Genomic DNA, 20,239 nt, shown 5'->3' on the forward strand with positions numbered 1-20,239 from the left:
CTCACCCCATTTTATGCAAAATGGATAAGCATAGAAACGGTGTTAAACGCCTCATTTCAAAGAGTTGCCGTCTAAAGATTTACTTGTAAGCTTCATCTAAAATGATATATAAGTAATCTACAAATTCACCTTTTGAGAACATGGTTACTTCATATACATTTCCTAGGTCGTTGTATACAAAAGCCGTATCTGTGTCTGTTGTTTCTTCCACATCTATTGGAAGTCCAGCAAGTTCAAGAGCTTTCAATTTTTCTTCATCCGTAAACAAAATTTCCTCATCAATTACGGAATAGACTAGGCGAGCAGCTTTACCTTCAACAAATGTAACCGCGTATTTGTCGTTTTGATAATAACGTACAACTGCAGGTACGAACTCTGTCGTGCCTGAGTAACGATACTGAATTTCTTCTGAACGAGCAGGTTCTCCCCATTTATCGCTTATCTGCTTTTCGGAAAGGTTCGTTAGTTCACTTGCTACAAATTGATGATGGCTGGTGAGATAGTCTTTTTCATTTGGATCTGCATTTTCTTCATCAGCATCTGCAGAGTTCTCATCTTCTGTTGTTGCTGTTTCTGTCGCTTCTTTATCTTCTTCGTCTTGACCAGCAGTGGAAGACTCGGTGGCTTTTTCATTATTGTCAGTTTTGGTTTCTGAAGCACCTTGTTCACTTTGTTTATTATCCTTTGAACAAGCAGTAATAGTAAGCAAACCAATTAAAAGAATGGATAGTAATGCTTTTTTCATTTTAATCCCTCATTATGTAATTCATATAGTTAAATAGACACTAACAATGTTAACAAAAGAATACAGAAATTGAAAATGAAAAGTATGGCAGATTAAGAAACTTATAGCTCTTTAAGAATAGACTGACATCTATGCTGATTTGATTCATAAAATAAAACAAGGCTGTTTGCGTAAAAGAAGCGAATGGCTTCTAAGCAACAATTTTTAGAGATAAGCCTAAAGAAAATCAAAGGCTATAATCGTAACACTCTTTTATGATGACATATTAAATAAAGCGCTTTGTAATATTTCATTTTATTAACAAATCATCTACAATATATGGTAGACACCCATTTGAAGACGTGAATGATGAAGGGCAGGTGTGAAAGGGATGCAATATATTGTTTATGATCTAGAAATGACAAACCGATTATCAGAAATCATTGAGATCGGTGCCATACGAATGACAGAAGTTAATGGAGAGCTTACAATACTTGATACTTTTCAATCGTTCGTCCAACCGAAGATGGATAAGCTGAATTCACGGATCACGAATTTAACAGGTATAACTAAAAAAGATTTAATATCCGCACCTGTTTATACAGAAGCTATAGAAAATTTCAGATCTTGGATTGGGCTTGAAGATTATTATCTTTGTTCTTGGGGACCAGAAGATAAATGGGCGCTTATTACGGATTCAACTTTTCACCAAACAGAAATCGAGTGGATTATTAATCATAATGATTTGCAATTTCATTTTAGTTTGCTTCACGATAGTGAGAAAGGATTTCGATATGGCTTGTCACGTGCGCTTCAAACAATGGAGCTCTCATATGAAGGTTCGAAACATAGAGCCTTGGACGATGCGATTAATACAGCCAAGATTCTTAAGAAGATTTATAAAAATATCGAGATTGTAAAAAATCCAACTTCATACTTAGAGTCGAAGCTTTTTGAACCTGAAAAACTGGTGTATAAAACAAAAGCGGAAGAAAGCATATCCCCATTTGCTTCATTATCAAAGTTATTTAACTAAAGTATTTTTGTTTTTATATGTAAACCTTTTGGGAAAGGAAGATAACGGAAATATTTAAAATAGGACTTTATTCCTGTTAATTCGATGTTTTTCGACAAAAAAGGGTAGGTATTATAGGGTAAAACCCATAAAAAGTAAGATATGTCGTCATTTGACGAATTGTTTTTGTAGGAAAATGACCTTAGTTTCGATAATAATGTTAGTGGGGGTGTTTATTGGTGGATACTACATATTATATAACCAATAAAAACAATCAATTATTGGAATTATTAAATACGATAGATTATTGCCTGACAGATGCAACACTTGAAGAAGTGGACTCTATTATCCAACTTAAAGAAGAACTATTAGCAAACGATGGTATACATATTACTCCTGAACAAATTAACAATATTATTTCTTTATTATTGTCCTTTGTCCCTGTAAAAGTTAGGAAGTGGGTTAATGCAGAATCTCTAATGAAGAGGTTCTTTTTTTATACTTTAAATTTCATTTCGAACAATAGATTCATAATAAGGGGGTAGGAGAAAAAACAGGAGCTAAAAATGGCTCCTGTCGGATTGCTTTTTTCTTTACTCTTTTTCATTTCCTCCATCTCATCTTTAAATTGTTCTTGAAGTGAATGCTGGTGGCCGTAAAGAAAAATCATATCTCCTTCTTGGATCTCTGTCGTGTAACTATCCTTCCTAAGTGTTACATCTCCACGTTTAATAAATAACACGAGTAAGTCTTTATCCTCTTGAATAACATCCTTTAACATTTTTCCAATAATAGAAGACCCTTTGTGTATGGGCAGCTCCACTACAACGTCATCTTCTTCAAAATACATCACGTCACGCAGTGGCAGATCGGATAAGTTGTAATTCTTTTGCATGTGTTTCTCAAACGATTTCTTCATAAAATTCTTAAGTTTAGGGATGCTTAAAATAAGATAAAGCCCAATCAGTACTAAAATAATGATGCCAAGCTCTATTGATTTAAACTCGTCTGATAAGATGTTGCTGATCGACGAGATAATGACGGCAAGTGAAAAGACACCGAACAAGATAAGGAAAGTACTTAATCGTCTTCGAATAGGGTGTTCTAAGATCAACTCCGATTCTCCTGTTGTGAATCCAGTAGCAGTAAACATGGAGATTACCTGAAAGCGAGCAATTTCTTTTTTAAACCGGTAAGGGTAAAGAGCAGTACATTGATTTCAATTACAATAGCGATAATTGCGAAATATAGTAATGTGAATATAAATCCCACAAAGGCACCTCCGTTTAAATTCTTCTTTTACCTTTATACCCTTAATTTCTATAAGTAATTGATAAATTATTAAATATTTCTCTGTTTCATAATCGTAAGCTCCTCCTCATATAGTTTTGTACAGGAGGGGATGAAAATGACTGGTTTCCTTATTACTTTAGTACCGGCAGCCCTATTATGCGGAGGAGTTGCACTGCTCATTCATTCTTTTGTAAAAAAAGACACGTATCAGTATGACCAAGAAAACCTTTGGGAAGACACATCTCTTACATCAGAAGATTATCGCATCAAATAGCACATTCATTACTTGATATTTTCCCTCGTTATGGTAAAAAGTAAGATAACAATAACTAGAATCGAGGATATGTTGTGCGGAAAGTATCAAAGAATTGGCTAATTGGCGGAGCAGCTCTAGCTATACTTCTATTCATCATCTTTCAGAACTTCGGTAAAACAGAAGTCGCGAGTGAGACGAAAACAATTAAGATTGTAGCTCTTGGTGACTCGTTGACTTACGGTGTTGGCGATCCTTCTAAAACAGGTTATATAGGCATCGTTAGAAGAAATATTCAAAAGCAAACAGGCCGAAATGTTATCGTTAATAATTTTGGCATTAGCGGCCAGCGTTCGGATCAACTGTTAAAACAATTAGAGAATGGTGTTGTACTAAAAGCGTTGAAGCAAGCTGATCATGTATTTGTATTCATAGGAACCAATGATTTTAGACATGCTGCAGGCTGGAACTTTCGCAAACTGCCTCAGCAGCCGCTTTTGCTTGGCAAAGAAAAATTAAGAAACAATTTAAACAAAACACTGACGGTTGTGAGAGAAAATAACTCGTTTGCCCCGGTCTACGTGCTCGGCTTATATAATCCTTATTTTGGGCAAGAGTATGATCCAACTGCTTCTGATAGCATTCAGTCTTGGAATGAAGCAATCATTGAAGCAAGTAAAGAGAGTACACTTACCAAGTACATCTCAACATATGAACTCTATGAAAATGTTCAAAAAGACATGTACTTTTCCGATACCTTGCATCCAAACCGCAGGGGATACAATAAGTTAGGGAATTGGGTTTACAACCAATGGAAACCACTAAATCAAAAATAGCCTCCAAAGAAGTGTGTGACTTCTTGGAGGTTTTTTAATTTTATTAAAAAAAGCCATTGACTTGAGAATGATTATCATTATAATTAGAATTGAAGTTGATAATCGTTTTCAATTAATTTATACATAGAGGGAGCAAGAAGAAAATGCAGAAGAAGAATTTATTCACAACATTTATTATTGTTCTACTAGCAGCTGTGATTATGGCAGGCTGCGGGAAGTCAAATGATGGTGCAAGTTCAGGCAATGATAAAGCATCTAATAAAGAAGAAAAAAGAGCGGTGAAGTAAATCTTTACACAAGCCGTCATTATGATGTTGATGATAAAATTTTTGCTGACTTTACAAAAGAGACTGGTATTAAAGTAAATGTTATAAAAGGTGAAGAAGATGAATTGATCGAGCGTCTTTCTAGAGAAGGAAAGGCTACTAAAGGAGATTTATTTTTCACATCTGATGCAGGTCGTTTACATTGGGCAAAAGATAAAGATCTACTGCAAAGCGTTGAAAGTGATACTCTAAGTAAGAACATTCCTGAGAATTTAAGAGATAAAGATAATCAATGGTATGGTTTAACGAAACGTGCACGTGTAATCGTTTATTCTAAGGATAAAGTCGATCCTTCAGAACTATCTACTTATGAAGCTCTAACAGAAGATAAATGGAAAGGGAAAGTACTTATCCGTTCTTCTGAAAATATTTACAACCAATCATTAGTGTCTTCTTTTATCTCACTAAACGGTAAAGAAGAAGCTAAGAAATGGGCAGAAGGTATCGTTAATAACATGGCTCGTGACCCTCAAGGCGGTGACCGCGATCAAGCAAAAGGTATCGTTGCTGGTGAAGGTGATGTCGCGATCATGAACTCTTACTATTTTGGACAAATGTTAAACTCTGAGGATCCTGAAGAAGTGAAAGTTGCAGAACAGCTAAAAGTGTTCTTCCCTAATCAAGAGACTACAGGAACACATATTAATATTAGCGGTATCGGTGTTACGAAACATGCTAAGAACAAAGAAAATGCAATCAAATTAATGGAATACTTATCAAGTCCAGATGTGCAAAAAGTATTTGCTGAAGCGAACTATGAGTACCCAGTGAATAAAGAAGTTGAACCTTCTGAGCTGTTAAAATCTTGGGGTGAGTTTAAGGAACAAGACCTTAACCTCTCTGAGCTTGGAGAAAATAATGCAGATGCAGTTAAGATTATGAATGAAGTAAGTTGGAAATAACCTGTAAAAAATTGCCGTATCGCATTTTGTGATACGGCTAATCGTATGTAGGAACGAACAGCTAGAGCTATGCAGATGAGTGAAGAAGAAGGTGAAAATGTTGTATTTAATTCGAAAAATGAAATCACAGTTCAATAGTTGGGCTTTGCTTAGCTTTATTTTTTCAATTTTAATCATTTTACCGGCTTTGCTCATCATGGTTCAGTTATTCGCGGAGAGCAATGAGAATTGGGAACACATTAAAGAATTTATGCTTAAGAACTATATTGTAAATTCGGTAACACTTGTAATATTCACGGGACTATTCACTGTAATCATTGGTGTAAGTGCAGCGTGGCTCGTGTCTGCCTATACGTTTCCGATGCAGCGTTTCTTTAAATGGGGATTAATTCTCCCGCTCGCAATCCCTCCTTATATAGGAGCTTACACATACCATGGCATTCTAAATTACACGGGTGTGATACAGACTGCTCTAAGAAATCAGTTTGGGATCAAGGTGGATCAAAAGTTTTTTGACATTATGAACATACCAGGTGCTATTTTTATCTTTACTTTGTTCCTCTATCCATATGTTTATATCATTACAAGAAGTTTCTTAGAAAACCAGTCTTCTTCACTAATAGAAAATGCACGTGTTTTAGGTAAAGGTTCCTTTCAAACGTTTATACAAGTGGTACTACCAATATCTCGTACAGCAATAGTAGGCGGTGTCAGCTTAGTTATTCTAGAGGTATTTAATGATTATGGTGTTGTTAAATATTTTGGAATTCAAACGTTTAGTACAGCGATTTTTCAAGCTTGGTTTGGAATGGGAGATATACATTCTGCCATTAAATTAGCCGGAACATTGATGGTAATCGTTGTCTTTATTCTAATAGCAGAAAAGGTGATAAGGGGCCGGAAACAGTTCAGCTATTCGACCTCGAAAGTACGCCCATTGCAGCCAAAGGAATTAAAGGGTTGGAAAAAGTACTCTGTTCTTAGCTTTTTCCTTGCATTGTTTGCATTAGCCTTCTTTATTCCCTTCATCCAGCTTTTACAGTGGGTGTATATGACATATGACTTAATCTTAAGCGAAGTCTTTCTCGATTTAATTTGGAACTCGGTATTTGTGGCTTCCATAGGTTCAGGTCTAATTATTATTACCGCTCTTATTATCGCTAACTTTAGTCGTCTTTCAAAAGGGTGGATCAGCAAGTTTTTTCAAAGATAACTGTTTTGGGTTATTCAATACCTGGTGCTGTTATTGCAATAGGGGTACTCACGTTATTTCTAGCACTAGACCAAAAGGTTATTACCTTGTATGAATGGATGGGGCTGGAGCCTACGCTCGTTTTAAGCTTAAGTATTAGTATGCTGATTTTTGCATATGTTGTCCGTTTTTTGGCAGTCGGGTATAACTCTATTGAATCTGGCTTTGATAAAGTGGGGACAGTTTTCACAGATGCCTCCAGGACATTAGGAATGTCTATTACACAAACCTTTTTTAAAGTGGATATAAAAATGATAAAAGGTGCGATTGCTGGTGGTTTTATTCTTGTCTTTGTTGATATCTTGAAAGAATTACCTTTAACGCTCATACTGCAGCCATTTAACTTCTACACATTGGCTACAAAAACTTTTCAATATGCAAGTGATGAACGAATTCATGAAGCGTCTGTTTCGTCTATGGTGATTATTTGTATCAGTGCACTGTCGATATTCTTTTTACACAAAGTTTTAGAAAAGGAGCCAAAATAATGTTTGTTCAAATCAAGGATTTAGCGTTTAATTATAAAAATTCCCGTAAGCCTCTATTTGAGAACCTTTCTTTAGGGTTTAAACAAGGAGAAGTTACCGTAATCTTAGGTGAAAGCGGAAGCGGGAAAAGCACATTGCTTCGTCTTATTGCGGGTTTAGAGATGCCGGCAAAAGGATCAATCTTAATTGATCGTGCAGTTATGAATGATTCTCTTCGGTTTGTACAGCCTGAAAAACGCGGAGTTGGTTTGGTATTTCAAGATTATGCCCTTTTTCCACATATGACGGTTGAGAAAAATATTAAGTTTGGCCTCCATAAAATGAGTCGTAAACAGAAGCAAAATCGCATGGAAGAACTGCTTGATTTAGTAGGAATGGAAGAGTATGCTGCTCGCTATCCTTATGAATTGAGCGGGGGACAGCAGCAGCGAGTGGCATTAGCGAGAGCCTTAGCACCAAATCCATCGTTAATTATGTTCGATGAACCTTTTAGCAATTTAGATACGAAACTTCAAGCACAAATTCGTGATGATTTAAAAGGAATCATAAAGCGTACCGGTATTACTTCTATATTTGTTACACATGACGAAGAGGATGCGCGTGCGATTGGAGATAGGATTGTTTTCATGCAAGATGGTAAGATAGAGGAAGCAGGCAGACCAGAGGCGGTATTTAAACAGAATAGAGAAAAGCTTTCACTTGCTTATGTATAAACAAAAAACCGGGGATCCCGGTTTTTTGTTTGCAGATTTTTTGCTTTTTAAAGTGGTTCCGTTCTAAGAAAACTCCAAATGCAGCAATCTTATTAATTAAAGCCTATTTTTTAAATTGAGCATCCAATTTCCCGTTCATGTCGATTAAGAATCCGATTTCACGGCCTAATAATTCTCCAAGTTCTTTTGCTTTCTTTTCGCTCTCGTTCTTTATCTGTTCAATCGTTAGCTCACCTTTTAATTTCGAAGCACCAACGATAATGCTTAAGTCGCCTTTTTCATAAAATACAATTTTCATTTACAATACCTCCCTGAAAAATAAAACCTTCTACATATTTCGCTGTTGTCCTCATACTTATGGGGTAGCAGTGAGAATATGGAAAAACATTCATGATGAAACTATTAATTGGAATAAATAAGTATATCGCGTTTTCTTGACAAATTTTTATGTATGTTGATAAAATTAGAGCATATTCATATGATTCGCTGAATTCTTCACTTCTATTCTATGGACTGAAGAGAAGAAGCGGGGAACCACAACATTGGCATTACGCCTCGGGATGAATTTGTTTAAATACAGAAGGGATAACTCTCAATTCCCTAATCCGACAGCTAACCTCGTAAGCGTTTTTGGAGAGAGAGCTTTAATACATGGGCTAAGTCTATGTGTTGCGGTGTACCCCACGGAAAATCCTCTCTATTTTCGTGGGTTTTTATATGCAGCAAACATAAAAATTTAGACATGTATTAGGACACACTCCTCATACTATAGTTACAATAGTAAGAATTTTCTAATAAAGGGGATGCGTTTATGAAATTGTCAACGAAAATTTTGATTGCGCTGGCACTAGGGGTTGTAGCAGGACTTATTCTTAATTTAGCCTTGCCAGATGCGTTCGCAACACTGGACAAATACGTATTAAAGCCAGTGGGAACATTGTTTTTAAATCTTATTAAAATGCTTGTTGTACCAATTGTTTTCTTTTCAATCGTTTTAGGAACTGCAGGATTAGGTGATCCGAAGAAATTAGGACGTGTTGGTGCAAAAACAGTCGGTTACTTCCTTGCAACAACAACAATCGCCATCATTATTGCTATGGCTTTAGCACTTATTTTTAAACCTGGCGTAGGGGATTTTAAAACGGAAGGTGCTAAGTTTGAGCAGCAAGAAGCACCGGCTGTTACAGATACACTTCTAAACATTATTCCGACGAATCCGGTTCAAGCGATGGCAGAAGGAAATATGCTTCAAATCATTGCTTTCTCAGTATTTGTTGGATTTGCATTAACAATGCTTGGAAGCAAAACAAAAGGAATTATGGATTTAATTGAACAAGGTAACGATATCATGATGTACCTTGTAAATGTAGTAATGAAATTTGCTCCATACGGTGCATTTGCTCTAATTGCTTCAGCAGTTGGAAGTCAAGGGATGGATGCAATCAAGGCAATGGGCTTGTATATGAGTGTTGTAATTCTAGCACTTTTCATTCACTCTATTGTGGCATATGGTGGCTCTATTGCTTTATTAGCAAAGAAGAGCCCAATTTGGTTCTTTAAAGGCTTCGCACCAGCAATGTCTGTAGCATTCAGTACATCAAGCTCTAATGCTACATTGCCAATCTCTATGAAAACAGCTCAAGAAAACCTTGGTGTTCGCAAATCAATCAGTGGATTTGTTCAGCCACTAGGCGCAACAATTAACATGGATGGAACAGCAATCATGCAAGGTGTAGCTACAATCTTTATTGCTCAAGTTTACAATGTAAACTTAGGCGTAACTGAAATGCTTACTGTTATCCTTACAGCGGTTCTTGCAAGTATCGGTACAGCAGGAGTTCCTGGTGTAGGACTAATCATGCTAGCGATGGTACTAAACTCAGTTGGATTACCAGTTGAAGGTATCGCTCTAATCCTTGGTGTTGACCGACTTCTTGATATGTTAAGAACGGCTGTTAACATTACAGGAGATGCTGCTTGTGCAGTTATCGTTGATAAAGGTGAAGACAAACATCTTGGTGCTCGTGATCAAGAAGTTAGTGCATAATTGATGGATTAGAAAGCTGCAGAGAAATTCTCTGCAGCTTTTTTTATATGCCGATATCCCTAGTTTAGTAAATATGAGTAAATAAATGTAAGCAAAGATAAAAAAACATGTTAAAATAGAAAGATACATAATGATACTTCGGAGTGATCTTCTTGGAAAAATGGCTAGAGATATTTATGCTTACTGGTAAGGTCATATGGGTACAAATTCAGACTGTTATCAATCCTCTTATTGAATTAATTCAAAGTGGAATGAATAACTTTTGGTTTGTTTTTGTTCTCACTATTGTCGCAGGAGCTGCGCTATTAAGCATTATTATTAATGGAATCACCTTTTATCAGGCACATAATTTTATACATCGAAAAATGGTTGTTGAATCATCTCAAGATATTGAATTTACCTTATTCTTAAAATCGCTTTGGCAGAGTGATCGATCTAAGGGTTTGATACCTAACGCAAAGTCAGCCAAAAGCCGATATCTTCAATTCAATACGCAAGAACGTTTCTATGTTCAAACCTATCTGCAGCAACGTTTGAAATTTTTACGTACAAACCAGCCTTTGTTTATATTGGCGGCCTTATTTTTAGGTTTAATCTCAAGTATTGCTGTTGACGTCCTGCCCATTGAGGCTGTCCAGCTCACTGCTGAAAATGTATTAAAAACAACTTTGTTTGTACTTGTTTGGCTTTTCATCATGCAAACTAAATATGTATCAATAAAGAAACAGACCTACTACCACCTAGCTTGGATGCAAGAAACGAACAGATCGGTAAACGTTGATTACATGCAGGATGAAGATGCTGCAGTATCGATAGAAAAAGAAAATAACCCTGCGTATTAACGGGATACGTAAGGGTTATTTTTTATCCAAAATCGATAGGGATAATGAATCGCTTCTTCTGCATAATGAATACCAATTCGAGGACCTGCGATTATTTGTTCTTCTTTTACTTCAAATCCTTCTTCAATTCTTATGTTGCTTTCATTTAGTTTTTTTCCATTATCAGATAAAGTAAATGCCATACTTTTAGAAAGCTTGCCAGGCCCGTTTGTTAGCTGAAGATCACTTTTAATTTTTGCTCTTCTTTCCCTCATTATCTCCATCCCCTTTACCGGCTGAAGCGCTCTTATTAATATCGCTTCAGGCTTATTAAATGGCCCTGAAACGATATTAAAGCATATGTGCATTCCATAAATAAAATAGGTATAAATCGTACCTGCCTCATGAAACATAACTTCTGTTCTCGGTGTTCTCCGATTTCCATATGAGTGAGCTGCTCGGTCTTCTGGCCCTAAATATGCCTCTGTTTCAACAATATAACCTGATACTAAACCATCTTTACTTTCATGGATAAGTTCCATGCCTAAAAGTTTTTTGAAAGATCAAGTGTAGGTAAACAAAATAAGTCCATTTTATTCTCCTCATATGTATGACTTTTGCTTTATGTAAGTACAATAACAATAGGATTTGTAGTATTATGTTTCCTTTTGTCGAAGTTTTACAAACGTTAAAAAAAGGAAATAAGGCATGTAACAAGAAGTTTTTATAAAGCAAATAAATAGGAGGCGTTTAATGTGGATGGTTGGGTAAATCAAACAGGGATCTATGAGAATCTCTCCAAAAGACGCTGGGAATATTGGGAAGTAAGTCAACAAGGCATTAAAACGATGGTTTCCTGGTTGTGCTGGAATGCGCCTAATTCTGTTTATGAACAATGGAGTAAATCTGTCTTGCATTAAACGCAGTTCTCGTTAAAGTTCCTTTCTTTTGAGGAACTTTTTTATTTGTCTATATGGCTTGAATCTTCTTTTATTTGGTTAAAATGATTAACAGCTAACAAAAAGGAGAAGATTTAAATGAATCATAATAAAGGTCAGCTGCGCAGAGCCGTGGAAGGACGTAAACAGCGATTGATTCAGCATCTAATTCATAAAGGTTTTTATGGATACGAAGATCACAGACATTTAACTGAGTTTACACTAAGTGAACTAGAGTTGGAATGGAAGAATGCTCAATACATTGATCAAGAAAATCATATTAGCTGATTTTTTAAAATAGTAAAAAAATAACCAGCTTTAACAGCTTATTTCTGGTATAATATCCCTATGAGTGGGAAAAACGTCTCGTCTTTACGACAAAATACGAGATGAAATGCCATAAATCGTTTGATAAAGGCAAACTCGCTGAAAAGTGAGGACGCAAAGCTATAGGGGCTTCATTCTAGAAATATGCCAGCCAGCTACCTTACGAAACTTATCCTTCGATTTATGAAATCTGATATTAGGGGGATATCAATGGATAATCACTTGTTATTAGTTTCATGGTCTGCCATTGGTTTTTATTTAGCTATCATTTTTTGTATATGCCTATTATTATTTTTTACTGGAAATATGCTGAAAAAAGATTCTCGAATCCTAGATATATTTACAAATATCCTAATCATATTAGGTGCAATTGCCTGGGTTGTCATTACGAGTTAGCTAGACCATAATAAAATTTCCAAATTTTTAGTAAGGATACGCATGAAAGCCTCACGATATAATGGTTGTATACAGGAGAGGGGCTTATCAATGAATGGAAAAGTAAAATTGAACCTTACCGACGAGGATAAAGAACTATTAGTCGAGGCATTGCTTAGTCAGGGATATGCTTATGAGGTTGTAGATTCAGAATTGAAAGACCTGGAATATGAGTTAAAGCCAGAATACGAATCAAAAGTACGAAAATTAAACAGTTTGTTAAAAAAATTACATAATTAACAATTCAAGTAGATAAAACAGAATCCGAGACAGCGGATGTCGTTCTATCAAATAAATATGCTTAACAGTCCAAAAAATAAAGCAAAAGGCCCTTCTATAAAGGTCTTTTGCTTTTTTATCTTAAGTATCAAGTAAGCCTTTTCTTCTAGCTTCCATACGCCATTCTGCTTCTTTTACAACTCTTCTAGGAAGTTTACCTCTGTTTTTTAAGAACGACCAGTACGTTAAGTATTGTTTTGGTCTAGATACGGGTGAGACATTCCTTGCATACTCCCACCAAGAGATTTCATTTGCTTCCAAGCGTATTAAAAAAAGATCGTCGCCTTTTACCATAAAACTCACTCCTGTCTTGCCTTTCGTTACCAATTAGTATGGACTCATTTCAATAAAATAATCGAAAAATATCATGGCACTTTATTTTATGCATGCTGTTTCATTCTGTTTAGGACAAAAAGTAATTTTTTAGTCAGGCAGGAAATAAGTTATGAAGCTTGAATCTTTAAGATACACAAAAGGAAGGTCGTGCAAGAAAATAGGGGGTGGTCCTGTTGGAGCAAGTACTCATGTTTTCATCACTATTAGCTCCTTTAGTGACAGCGATGATGGAGCTCTTAAAACGTACTTTCCCGATTCCGAAAAAATATATACCGATTTGCAGTTTTTTTGTTGGGTTATTTATCGGTTTACTAGCTTCCCTTTTACTAGTATGAATACAGAACTAAGGTTGTGGTCTGGAGGAATTGCAGGCTTGGCAGCAACTGGATTGTATGAAATCGGTAAGAAAAGCAAAAAATCAAGAAGAACCTGTTAGAAGTATAAAATATAGGTGTGCCTTTAGGATTTCAAAATGCTTTATGCTAAAGGATTGTTTCTTTTGAATTTTTTATTCTCTTCATTTGCAAGTTGATTGGAGCGTAAGGATGCGAGACTCCTACGGGACGAGCGAGCAGGTGGAGACTCCTAATGGCACAAAGCGGCTCACCGTACGCCCCGTGGAAAGCGAGCAGCCTGGAGTGGAAATCAACTACTTTCAGGACTAACAGTGTTGTATGTCCTTTATAAAAAAGGTTTAAAAATACGAATACAGTGAATAGATTATAGTAAGAAAACAATGTCAGGCGGTGAATTATCGTGAAAGCTTTTCTAGCCCTTTGTTTTGCTGTTATGCTATCATTTCTATTTGTCCCTAACATTACAGAGAACGTACAAGAGAAATCCGGTGCTCCGGATGAAATAATCAACCAACCAGTTAAGGCTGAGGCTAACAATAAAAGTAGTAATAGTCAACAGATTCCAGCCTTTACGGAGGATGTTGCGAAGAAAAGAGCAAGTCTTTTTATAGAAGCTCTAAAACAGGAAACAGATGAAAACTATAGAGTTTTAAATTATTCCACAAAAGAAGAATATATGACCTACCTTATGAATTTTGTGTCAAAAGACATAGCTGCTTATTATACGGATGGTTTATTTGAGGAGAGAGAAAGTTCATTGTACATTATTCCCACAGAGCTTCCACCATGGCTTGAGGAAAATGAACCTGTTAACATAAAACAGCTCTCTGATACTTCTTATCGAGTCTATCAGAAGAATACATCAGATCTCTATGGTACATATGAGATAACATTAGGATATGAATATTTGGATGGACATTGGATCATTACATTTGCATCTGTTGATTGAACATGGGGTATCCCTTCCCATGTTTTTTCACGATTAAAACAAATGGACTTTAAATGTTGTGAACTTTACAATAAAGGAAACAGTCGAGATGGAGTAGTGTGATGGATATAATAACGTTCAAAGATTTTTATAACAACACTGTACAATTGTCGTTCTCAGACCACCTCTTTTCGGAAACTCCAAAACACGTGTGGTGTTTGTGTAAGTTTAAAGATCAATGGTTGTTAACAGAGCATCCGAGGCGGGGTATTGAATTTCCGGGTGGAAAAGTAGAGCCTGGTGAGACCGCAGATGAAGCGGCGGTTCGTGAAGTGTTTGAAGAAACCGGTGGAAGAGTTTCAGATCTTAGATATATCGGCCAATATTACGTGGATGGAAAAGGCGGAAAAATTATTAAGAATATATATGTTGCGACAGTAGATAAAATTCTTCTGAAGAACCGATATTTCGAAACGAATGGACCTGTTTTAATGAGCGAGTTGCCTGAAGATGTATCTACGAATAAATCGTTTAGTTTTATGATGAAAGACCAGGTTCTGAGTGAGAGCATGAAATACGCACTCAAACATTCCCTGGCCTGATTTCTTAATTATGTGCGGTGCTTTATAAGTTTTCGTTCTAATAATTCTACTCCTTGATACATAACTGTAGCCATTACAGCAATAATCAGAAGACTCATTAATACAAGGGTAAAATTAAAGACTTGGAAACCATAGATAATCATGTAGCCTAACCCTTGTTTTGAGACTAGAAACTCGCCTACGATTACCCCTACCCATGATAACCCTACATTTACCTTTAAAGAAGATATGATATTCGGAAAACAGGCTGGAAGGATAACCTCCTTAAAGCACTGTTTTTTATTTCCGCCGAAAGATCGAACCACTTTAATATAATTAGCATCGACATTTTGAAATGCCGTGTATACAACAAGTGTTGTGATGATAATCGATATGAGAATTCCCATTGCGATAATTGATCCAAAGTTTGGACCGATTGCAACAATTAATATTGGTCCTAATGCTACTTTCGGCATAGCGTTCAAAACAACCAAATAGGGATCCAGTACTTTTGATAAAAATGGTGACCACCAGAGTAAAGCTGCGAGCATGGTACCTAACAAAGTTCCTAAGATAAATCCTAATACGGTTTCACCGAGGGTGAATATAACGTGAATATAAAGTGAACCATCACCTGCTTTTTCAAGAAAAAGAGCCCATATTTTTGTAGGTGAACTGAACAATAAAGGATTAATCCACCCTTTAATTGAAGAGAATTCCCATATTAGAAAAAAGCTAATAAACATGAGCAGTTGAACAAATCGGATGTTCCGTTTTTCTTTTTTAAAGACTGAAGATATTCTCTGTGTTTCTCATTCTTTATCGTTTTGTTCAATGTGCTCCAACTCCTCCCATATTTGCTGAAAGGTTGCAGAAAAATCTGGATGTTGTCGTGCTTCAAAAGGCAGGAGCGTTCTTAAAGTTTCTGGAATCTTAAATGTCCGGAAGATACGTCCAGGATTGCTTGATAACAAGATTACCGTGTCGCTCATTGCAATCGCTTCACCGATGTCATGCGTTACAAGAATAGCCGTTTTCCCGTGTTCTTTTAGAGTGGATGATACAAGATCCTCGAGCTTTAACTTCGTTTGGTAGTCAAGCGCGGAAAAAGGTTCATCAAGCAAAAGCATCTTAGGCTGGGTGGCTAATGTTCGAACGAGTGCGACCCTCTGCCTCATCCCTCCAGAAAGCTCTGAAGGATATTTGCTTCTTGTATGATCTAATCCAATTTCTTTTAATAATGAGAATGCTGCTTGAATGTGTTCGAATGAATGTTGATTCCTCAGTTTTAAACCAAGCGTAATATTATCCTCGATGGTTTTCCACGGAAACAAGTAATCTTGCTGCAGCATATAGCCTATTTTTGGATGTGGCTGAGTAATCTGCTGGTTGTTTACCAAGACAGAACCCACAGTCGGAAGCAACAGGCCTGCAATAATGGACAGAAGAGTAGATTTACCGCACCCGCTTGGTCCAAGTATGGAAATGAACTCACCCTCATTAACAGAAAGCGTTATATCTTCCAAGGCCGTTGTGGCAGAGGTCTTAGAAAAGTAGGTTTGACCGACTGATTTTAGTTGTAAAAAAGCCACGACGATCCCTCCTGAACTTATTTAATGGCTTCTTTTGCTAATGAAGTGTCTACAAGAACTTTATAATCCACTTTTTTCGGTAGCTCTCCAGCTTCATCCATAATCGTCTGAAGGTTATTCCATTCTTCTTCATCTAAAATAGGATTAAGCGCAAAGCTGTGCTGACTCTTATAGCGATCCACTACTGTTTCGATTAATTCAACAGGGGTATCTTCAAAATAAGGTGCGATCACTTTAGCGATTTCTTCAGCAGAATGGTTTTCAACCCATAGTTGTGCTTTATATAAACCTTTTGTAAATTTCTCTAATGTTTCTTTATTTTCTTTCATGTAGCTTTCTTTAGCCATAAAGGTTGTATAAGGAATCTTACCTGATTCGGCTCCGAAAGAAGCTACGATGTGTCCAATTCCTTCTTGTTCAAAAAGACTTGCTTGAGGCTCGAATAGCTGAACGTAATCACCTGTGCCTGATGCGAAAGCGTTAGCGATATTAGCAAAATCAATATTCTGAATCATCGTTAAGTCATTTTTGGGATCGATGCCATGTTTCTTAAGACCAAATTCACCAGCCATTTGCGGCATGCCGCCTTTACGTTGTCCTAAGAACGTACTGCCTTTTAACTGATCCCATGAAAAGAATTCTGGTTTTTTACGTGCGACTAAAAACGTACCGTCTGTTTGCGTTAGCTGTGCAAAATTGATAACGGGATCTGTAGAATCTTGAGCATGTACGTAGATCGTTGTTTCAGAACCAACAAGTGCAACATCTGCACCATCTGACAATAAAGCAGTCATCGTTTTGTCGCCGCCCCAAGTGGTTGTTAGCTCTACATCCAAACCTTCATCTTTAAAGAATCCCTTTTCAATTGCAACATATTGAGGGGCATAAAAGATGGATCGGGTTACTTCTGCAATTCGTACTTTTTCTTGTTTAGGGCTCGAAGTGTTGCACCCTGCAAGCAGCATGGAGAAGGCTAGTAAACATGTGAACAATATGCTTAATTTTCTTTTAATTAGTTTCATATCGGATCCTCCTGCAAATAGGGATGAAGTCATGACTTTTATGTAATAATGTATGTGATTGCGTTAAATGTGTGTTTGCCTACTAAAATTTCAAGGAGTGTCGGAATGAAAAAAGCAAAAAATATAGAGTGGCAGCGATTTCCTTCCCCACATCCAACAATTCGGTTGTATGTCGTCACTTATTTAAATGATGGATTAAAAATTAAAGGACTTGCAGCATTGCCAGAAGGGAAAGGTCCTTTTCCGGGGTTTCTATACCTTCGAGGCGGAATTAAATCGGTAGGGATGGTAAGGATTGCACGAATCATTCAGTTCGCTTCTCAAGGTTTTGTCGTAATGGCACCTTATTATCGAGGGAACCAAGGCGGAGAGGGGAATGAGGATTTTGCTGGAGAAGACCGAACAGATGCTTTTGCTGCATTTGAAGTATTAAAACAGTTTCCGAAAGTAGATGAAAATAACATTCATGTGTTTGGGTTTTCTAGAGGAGGACCAATGGCTCTTTTTACGGCTATAAAGTTTCCTGAAATTCGATCGGTTGTAACGTGGGGCGGTGTAACGGATATGGCTATTACGTATGAAGAGAGAAGATTTACGGAGAATGATGAAGCGGGTTATTGGAGGAACACCAGAAAAATATCCGGAAGAATTTGAGTGGAGATCACCGCTCTATTATATTGGGGAATTAGAGGCACCATTACTTTGTATTCACGGGATGAAAGATGAAAACGTAAGTGTGGAGCATACACATAAAATTGAAAAAAGGTTAAAAGAGCTGGGGAAGCCTTGTGAAACCTGGATCTATCCGGAATACACGCACTACTTTCCGCCAAAAGAAAACAGAAAAATTACATACGCGCTATGCGAATGGATGAAGGAACACGGAAAAGGAGCTGAATGATCAGCTTCTTTTTACTTTTGTTTTACGCCTAACATGTGTGCTAATTGAGATAAGAAGATGTCGATTTGTTGGTTATAATCAATATCTTGTTTCGTTACGAATACCGTTGAAATATGAATGCCGTCGTTAAACGTAATATAATATCTGGCGATCGCCTCTAGTGGATACTTTGGCTGGAATTCTCCACTTTCTATCCCTTGCTGAAACAACCAAACAAATTGTTCAATCGCAAATTTGTAACGATTCTTAAAATAAGCAGCTTTTTCTGGTACTCTTCGATTGATTAGGAAAAATTCTATTTGCACAGCAGTAAATTGATCTTGTTTGTCTTCAATCTTTTTGTAGCTTTCGAATTCGTTGGAAAGAGATTCCCAGATCGAATGGGTGTCAGCTAATTCTTTAATTCCATTACTAAATGATTCATGCATGGATTGCAATACGGATTCAAACAAATCTTCTTTATTGGAAAAGTATGAGTATACGCCACCTCTGCTTAAATCAACGGCATCTATTACATCTTGCATAACAAAAGCTTCGTATCCTTTTTTAGCAAATATCTCTTTAGCCGCATCAAGAATGCTGCGCCTCCGCTGCTCTTTGTGACTTTCTGTTACTTTCGGTGACATATTCTGCTTTTTCCTTTCCAAATGGTTTTCTTAAGAAAAAGGCTATCACACTTATTAAGCATAATCCACAAGAGGATGCCAGGAACAAAGGAACGACGCCTATATAGTTCCCTAGAATTCCACCGGCAAGAGGTCCTACCAAGCTTGAAAACATCATGATGCTTCCTATTGTTCCTAGTGTTCGTCCGCTCATCTCAGAAGGTGTTTCTTTCATAACGGTTGACTGAAACGGAATAAAGACGAACCCTGCTCCTAATGAGCCGATGCAAGCCAAGATAGACGCCCATACAAAAGGCAAGGGAGCTGGAGATAAGTAAGAAAGGCGATGCTTCCGAACCCTAATCCTAATATGAAACAACCACCTATCATACTGTTCACTGCTTTTTTTACCTCAATCTTGCTTAATAAAAGACCTGAAATAATAAACCCAGCACCTGAAGCTGCCATAACAGTTCCGATTAGGCTGGAAGACACCTCTTTAAGCTCTCGAAATAGAATGACAAACTGAGAATCTGCCATCTGCAATACAAACATCATCACGGCCATCAAAATCGTTCCGTAAAGGATAAAAGGAACAGATTTTATAAACAAAAATCCTTCTGCCAATTCTTTTGTAAAACTCTGAGCGGGCTTGTTTTCTGTCGATGTAGTTAGAGATTTGGAAGGATTAACTGGAATCTTAATTAAAAGAAGAGCAGATAGAAAGAAAGATAATGAATCAATAATAAAAATAATTTTCATATCCCAAAGCACAAGAAGAAATCCACTTAATGCGGGTCCTATAATTTTTGTGCCATTTTCAATCAATGAGCTTATAGAGGCTGCTTGCTGCATGTGGTGATTTGGAACGATCTCCTTAAGCTTTCCGTTTTTCGCTGGATTAAAAATAGAAGAACAAACACCTAGTAAAAATAATAACGTGTAGATGTGCCATAATTGATCGGCAAATATCAAACCCATAATAATGAATCCTCTTGCTATATCAGATGCGATCATGATGTGTTTTCTTTCTAAACGATCAGAGAATACCCCTGAGACAGGTCCTAATAACGTCATGGGAATAGCGAGAGATAACACGATCAAAGAAATTTCAAATGGTGTTGCATTCCACTTTAGCCCTACAAGAGTAAAGACGGCTAACATAGAGAGCCAGTCACCAAGGTTTGAAATTAGCTGAGCAGAGATTAAAAAACGATACGGTTTGTTTTGAAGCAGTTTTTCTGAAGATTGTTCCAATTCATCAGCCCC

At 36.8% G+C, this 20,239-nt stretch carries 23 protein-coding genes, 4 pseudogenes and 2 riboswitches; of the genes and pseudogenes, 16 read left to right on the forward strand and 11 right to left on the reverse strand.

Annotation, left to right across the window (positions count from 1 at the left end; genetic code table 11):
• Positions 1-79: 79 nt before the first annotated feature.
• Positions 80-745, reverse strand: coding sequence for a hypothetical protein (locus ACEWFH_RS06935; protein WP_473726647.1), 666 nt, complete (start codon positions 743-745; stop codon positions 80-82).
• Positions 746-1,115: 370 nt separating this feature from the next.
• On the opposite strand from ACEWFH_RS06935, the gene ACEWFH_RS06940 reads away from it, so the two are divergent.
• Positions 1,116-1,760, forward strand: coding sequence for a 3'-5' exonuclease (locus tag ACEWFH_RS06940; RefSeq protein WP_473726648.1), 645 nt, complete (start codon positions 1,116-1,118; stop codon positions 1,758-1,760).
• 475 nt (positions 1,761-2,235) lie between these two features.
• On the opposite strand, the gene ACEWFH_RS06945 is transcribed toward ACEWFH_RS06940, so the two are convergent.
• Positions 2,236-2,892, reverse strand: a complete 657-nt coding sequence (locus ACEWFH_RS06945; RefSeq protein WP_473726649.1) for a TrkA C-terminal domain-containing protein — start codon at positions 2,890-2,892, stop codon at positions 2,236-2,238.
• Positions 2,893-3,147: 255 nt separating this feature from the next.
• Here ACEWFH_RS06945 and ACEWFH_RS06950 point away from each other — a divergent pair, with 255 nt between their 5' ends.
• The 6 genes and pseudogenes from ACEWFH_RS06950 (at position 3,148) to ACEWFH_RS06975 (ending at position 7,802) form a co-directional block, all read left to right on the forward strand.
• On the forward strand, positions 3,148-3,306 hold the full coding sequence (locus ACEWFH_RS06950) for a hypothetical protein (protein WP_473726650.1): 159 nt from the start codon (positions 3,148-3,150) through the stop codon (positions 3,304-3,306).
• A gap of 74 nt (positions 3,307-3,380) precedes the next feature.
• On the forward strand, positions 3,381-4,121 hold the full coding sequence (locus ACEWFH_RS06955; protein WP_473726651.1) for a GDSL-type esterase/lipase family protein: 741 nt from the start codon (positions 3,381-3,383) through the stop codon (positions 4,119-4,121).
• A 143-nt stretch (positions 4,122-4,264) separates the two neighbouring features.
• Entirely contained in the window at positions 4,265-4,408 is a 144-nt protein-coding gene (locus tag ACEWFH_RS06960; RefSeq protein WP_473726652.1) for a hypothetical protein, read from the forward strand.
• 83 nt (positions 4,409-4,491) lie between these two features.
• A complete protein-coding gene (locus tag ACEWFH_RS06965) occupies positions 4,492-5,349 on the forward strand; it encodes a Fe(3+) ABC transporter substrate-binding protein (protein ID WP_473727232.1) in 858 nt (285 codons plus the stop codon).
• 97 nt (positions 5,350-5,446) lie between these two features.
• Positions 5,447-7,089 (forward strand): annotated as a pseudogene (locus ACEWFH_RS06970) (ABC transporter permease).
• Positions 7,089-7,802 (forward strand): ABC transporter ATP-binding protein, encoded by a 714-nt coding sequence (locus ACEWFH_RS06975; protein WP_473726653.1) that lies wholly within the window; start codon positions 7,089-7,091, stop codon positions 7,800-7,802. The pseudogene ACEWFH_RS06970 and the gene ACEWFH_RS06975 overlap by 1 nt, the downstream one beginning before the upstream one ends.
• Positions 7,803-7,905: 103 nt before the next feature.
• Here the strand turns inward: ACEWFH_RS06975 and ACEWFH_RS06980 are convergent, their stop codons facing one another.
• Complete coding sequence (locus ACEWFH_RS06980) at positions 7,906-8,100, reverse strand: hypothetical protein (protein WP_077359415.1); 195 nt, start codon at positions 8,098-8,100, stop codon at positions 7,906-7,908.
• 176 nt (positions 8,101-8,276) lie between these two features.
• Positions 8,277-8,444: riboswitch (cyclic di-AMP (ydaO/yuaA leader) on the forward strand.
• Between the two features lie 169 nt (positions 8,445-8,613).
• Between ACEWFH_RS06980 and ACEWFH_RS06985 the strand changes: the two genes are divergently transcribed.
• Together ACEWFH_RS06985 and ACEWFH_RS06990 are read left to right on the forward strand one after the other, a co-directional pair.
• Entirely contained in the window at positions 8,614-9,849 is a 1,236-nt protein-coding gene (locus ACEWFH_RS06985) for a dicarboxylate/amino acid:cation symporter (RefSeq protein ID WP_473726654.1), read from the forward strand.
• A gap of 152 nt (positions 9,850-10,001) precedes the next feature.
• Positions 10,002-10,691, forward strand: coding sequence for a hypothetical protein (locus ACEWFH_RS06990; RefSeq protein WP_473726655.1), 690 nt, complete (start codon positions 10,002-10,004; stop codon positions 10,689-10,691).
• On the opposite strand, the pseudogene ACEWFH_RS06995 reads toward ACEWFH_RS06990, so the two are convergent.
• Positions 10,688-11,262, reverse strand: a pseudogene (locus ACEWFH_RS06995) (DNA-3-methyladenine glycosylase). The gene ACEWFH_RS06990 and the pseudogene ACEWFH_RS06995 sit on opposite strands and share 4 nt — an antisense overlap.
• 163 nt (positions 11,263-11,425) lie before the next feature.
• Here ACEWFH_RS06995 and ACEWFH_RS07000 point away from each other — a divergent pair.
• The 3 genes from ACEWFH_RS07000 to abbA all read left to right on the forward strand — a co-directional run bounded on the left by ACEWFH_RS07000 (position 11,426) and on the right by abbA (position 12,610).
• Positions 11,426-11,590, forward strand: a complete 165-nt coding sequence (locus ACEWFH_RS07000; RefSeq protein ID WP_473726656.1) for a hypothetical protein — start codon at positions 11,426-11,428, stop codon at positions 11,588-11,590.
• A gap of 117 nt (positions 11,591-11,707) precedes the next feature.
• The gene (locus ACEWFH_RS07005) at positions 11,708-11,896 is read left to right on the forward strand and encodes a Fur-regulated basic protein FbpA (protein WP_473726657.1); all 189 of its coding nucleotides are present in this window, start codon (positions 11,708-11,710) and stop codon (positions 11,894-11,896) included.
• Between the two features lie 118 nt (positions 11,897-12,014).
• A riboswitch (cyclic di-GMP riboswitch) is annotated at positions 12,015-12,098 on the forward strand.
• A 323-nt stretch (positions 12,099-12,421) separates the two neighbouring features.
• Positions 12,422-12,610 carry an antirepressor AbbA gene (gene abbA, locus ACEWFH_RS07010; protein WP_473726658.1) on the forward strand — a complete coding sequence of 63 codons (189 nt, stop codon included), beginning with the start codon at positions 12,422-12,424 and terminating at the stop codon, positions 12,608-12,610.
• A 120-nt stretch (positions 12,611-12,730) separates the two neighbouring features.
• Here abbA and ACEWFH_RS07015 read toward each other — a convergent pair whose 3' ends face one another.
• Entirely contained in the window at positions 12,731-12,943 is a 213-nt protein-coding gene (locus tag ACEWFH_RS07015; protein WP_289494745.1) for a hypothetical protein, read from the reverse strand.
• A 215-nt stretch (positions 12,944-13,158) separates the two neighbouring features.
• Between ACEWFH_RS07015 and ACEWFH_RS07020 the strand changes: the two genes are divergently transcribed.
• The 3 genes from ACEWFH_RS07020 (at position 13,159) to ytkD (ending at position 14,871) form a co-directional block, all read left to right on the forward strand.
• Positions 13,159-13,320: a hypothetical protein gene (locus ACEWFH_RS07020; protein ID WP_473726659.1), complete on the forward strand. Its 162-nt coding sequence runs from the start codon at positions 13,159-13,161 to the stop codon at positions 13,318-13,320.
• A gap of 421 nt (positions 13,321-13,741) precedes the next feature.
• A complete protein-coding gene (locus tag ACEWFH_RS07025; RefSeq protein WP_473726660.1) occupies positions 13,742-14,290 on the forward strand; it encodes a hypothetical protein in 549 nt (182 codons plus the stop codon).
• A 101-nt stretch (positions 14,291-14,391) separates the two neighbouring features.
• On the forward strand, positions 14,392-14,871 hold the full coding sequence (gene ytkD, locus ACEWFH_RS07030) for an RNA deprotection pyrophosphohydrolase (RefSeq protein WP_473726661.1): 480 nt from the start codon (positions 14,392-14,394) through the stop codon (positions 14,869-14,871).
• A gap of 8 nt (positions 14,872-14,879) precedes the next feature.
• On the opposite strand, the pseudogene ACEWFH_RS07035 reads toward ytkD, so the two are convergent.
• From ACEWFH_RS07035 to ACEWFH_RS07045, 3 genes and pseudogenes are all read right to left on the reverse strand, one after another.
• A pseudogene (locus tag ACEWFH_RS07035) lies at positions 14,880-15,685 on the reverse strand (ABC transporter permease).
• Positions 15,663-16,442, reverse strand: a complete 780-nt coding sequence (locus ACEWFH_RS07040) for an ABC transporter ATP-binding protein (protein ID WP_473726662.1) — start codon at positions 16,440-16,442, stop codon at positions 15,663-15,665. The pseudogene ACEWFH_RS07035 and the gene ACEWFH_RS07040 overlap by 23 nt, the downstream one beginning before the upstream one ends.
• 17 nt (positions 16,443-16,459) lie before the next feature.
• Complete coding sequence (locus ACEWFH_RS07045) at positions 16,460-17,407, reverse strand: ABC transporter substrate-binding protein (RefSeq protein WP_473727233.1); 948 nt, start codon at positions 17,405-17,407, stop codon at positions 16,460-16,462.
• A gap of 162 nt (positions 17,408-17,569) precedes the next feature.
• Here ACEWFH_RS07045 and ACEWFH_RS07050 point away from each other — a divergent pair.
• Positions 17,570-18,365, forward strand: a pseudogene (locus tag ACEWFH_RS07050) (alpha/beta hydrolase family protein).
• A gap of 11 nt (positions 18,366-18,376) precedes the next feature.
• On the opposite strand, the gene ACEWFH_RS07055 reads toward ACEWFH_RS07050, so the two are convergent.
• The 3 genes from ACEWFH_RS07055 to ACEWFH_RS07065 are packed head-to-tail and all read right to left on the reverse strand — an operon-like array spanning position 18,377 to position 20,227.
• Entirely contained in the window at positions 18,377-18,991 is a 615-nt protein-coding gene (locus ACEWFH_RS07055) for a TetR/AcrR family transcriptional regulator (RefSeq protein ID WP_473726663.1), read from the reverse strand.
• The gene (locus ACEWFH_RS07060; protein ID WP_473726664.1) at positions 18,936-19,265 is read right to left on the reverse strand and encodes an MFS transporter; all 330 of its coding nucleotides are present in this window, start codon (positions 19,263-19,265) and stop codon (positions 18,936-18,938) included. The genes ACEWFH_RS07055 and ACEWFH_RS07060 overlap by 56 nt, the downstream gene beginning before the upstream one ends.
• A complete protein-coding gene (locus ACEWFH_RS07065; protein WP_473726665.1) occupies positions 19,244-20,227 on the reverse strand; it encodes an MFS transporter in 984 nt (327 codons plus the stop codon). The genes ACEWFH_RS07060 and ACEWFH_RS07065 overlap by 22 nt, the downstream gene beginning before the upstream one ends.
• Between the last annotated feature and the right edge of the window lie 12 nt (positions 20,228-20,239).

The sequence above is a fragment of the Fictibacillus sp. EA-CB0309 genome (genome assembly GCF_055814265.1).

Coding starts and splice junctions, on each gene's coding strand:
- abbA (WP_473726658.1), top strand. CDS start 12,422: ATGAATGGAAAAGTAAAATTGAACCTTACCGACGAGGATAAAGAACTA.
- ACEWFH_RS06980 (WP_077359415.1), bottom strand. CDS start 8,100: ATGAAAATTGTATTTTATGAAAAAGGCGACTTAAGCATTATCGTTGGT.
- ACEWFH_RS07055 (WP_473726663.1), bottom strand. CDS start 18,991: ATGTCACCGAAAGTAACAGAAAGTCACAAAGAGCAGCGGAGGCGCAGC.
- ACEWFH_RS06940 (WP_473726648.1), top strand. CDS start 1,116: ATGCAATATATTGTTTATGATCTAGAAATGACAAACCGATTATCAGAA.
- ACEWFH_RS06960 (WP_473726652.1), top strand. CDS start 4,265: ATGCAGAAGAAGAATTTATTCACAACATTTATTATTGTTCTACTAGCA.
- ACEWFH_RS06975 (WP_473726653.1), top strand. CDS start 7,089: ATGTTTGTTCAAATCAAGGATTTAGCGTTTAATTATAAAAATTCCCGT.
- ACEWFH_RS06985 (WP_473726654.1), top strand. CDS start 8,614: ATGAAATTGTCAACGAAAATTTTGATTGCGCTGGCACTAGGGGTTGTA.
- ACEWFH_RS07005 (WP_473726657.1), top strand. CDS start 11,708: ATGAATCATAATAAAGGTCAGCTGCGCAGAGCCGTGGAAGGACGTAAA.
- ACEWFH_RS06935 (WP_473726647.1), bottom strand. CDS start 745: ATGAAAAAAGCATTACTATCCATTCTTTTAATTGGTTTGCTTACTATT.
- ACEWFH_RS07015 (WP_289494745.1), bottom strand. CDS start 12,943: ATGGTAAAAGGCGACGATCTTTTTTTAATACGCTTGGAAGCAAATGAA.
- ytkD (WP_473726661.1), top strand. CDS start 14,392: ATGGATATAATAACGTTCAAAGATTTTTATAACAACACTGTACAATTG.
- ACEWFH_RS06945 (WP_473726649.1), bottom strand. CDS start 2,892: ATGTTTACTGCTACTGGATTCACAACAGGAGAATCGGAGTTGATCTTA.
- ACEWFH_RS06950 (WP_473726650.1), top strand. CDS start 3,148: ATGACTGGTTTCCTTATTACTTTAGTACCGGCAGCCCTATTATGCGGA.
- ACEWFH_RS07045 (WP_473727233.1), bottom strand. CDS start 17,407: ATGCTGCTTGCAGGGTGCAACACTTCGAGCCCTAAACAAGAAAAAGTA.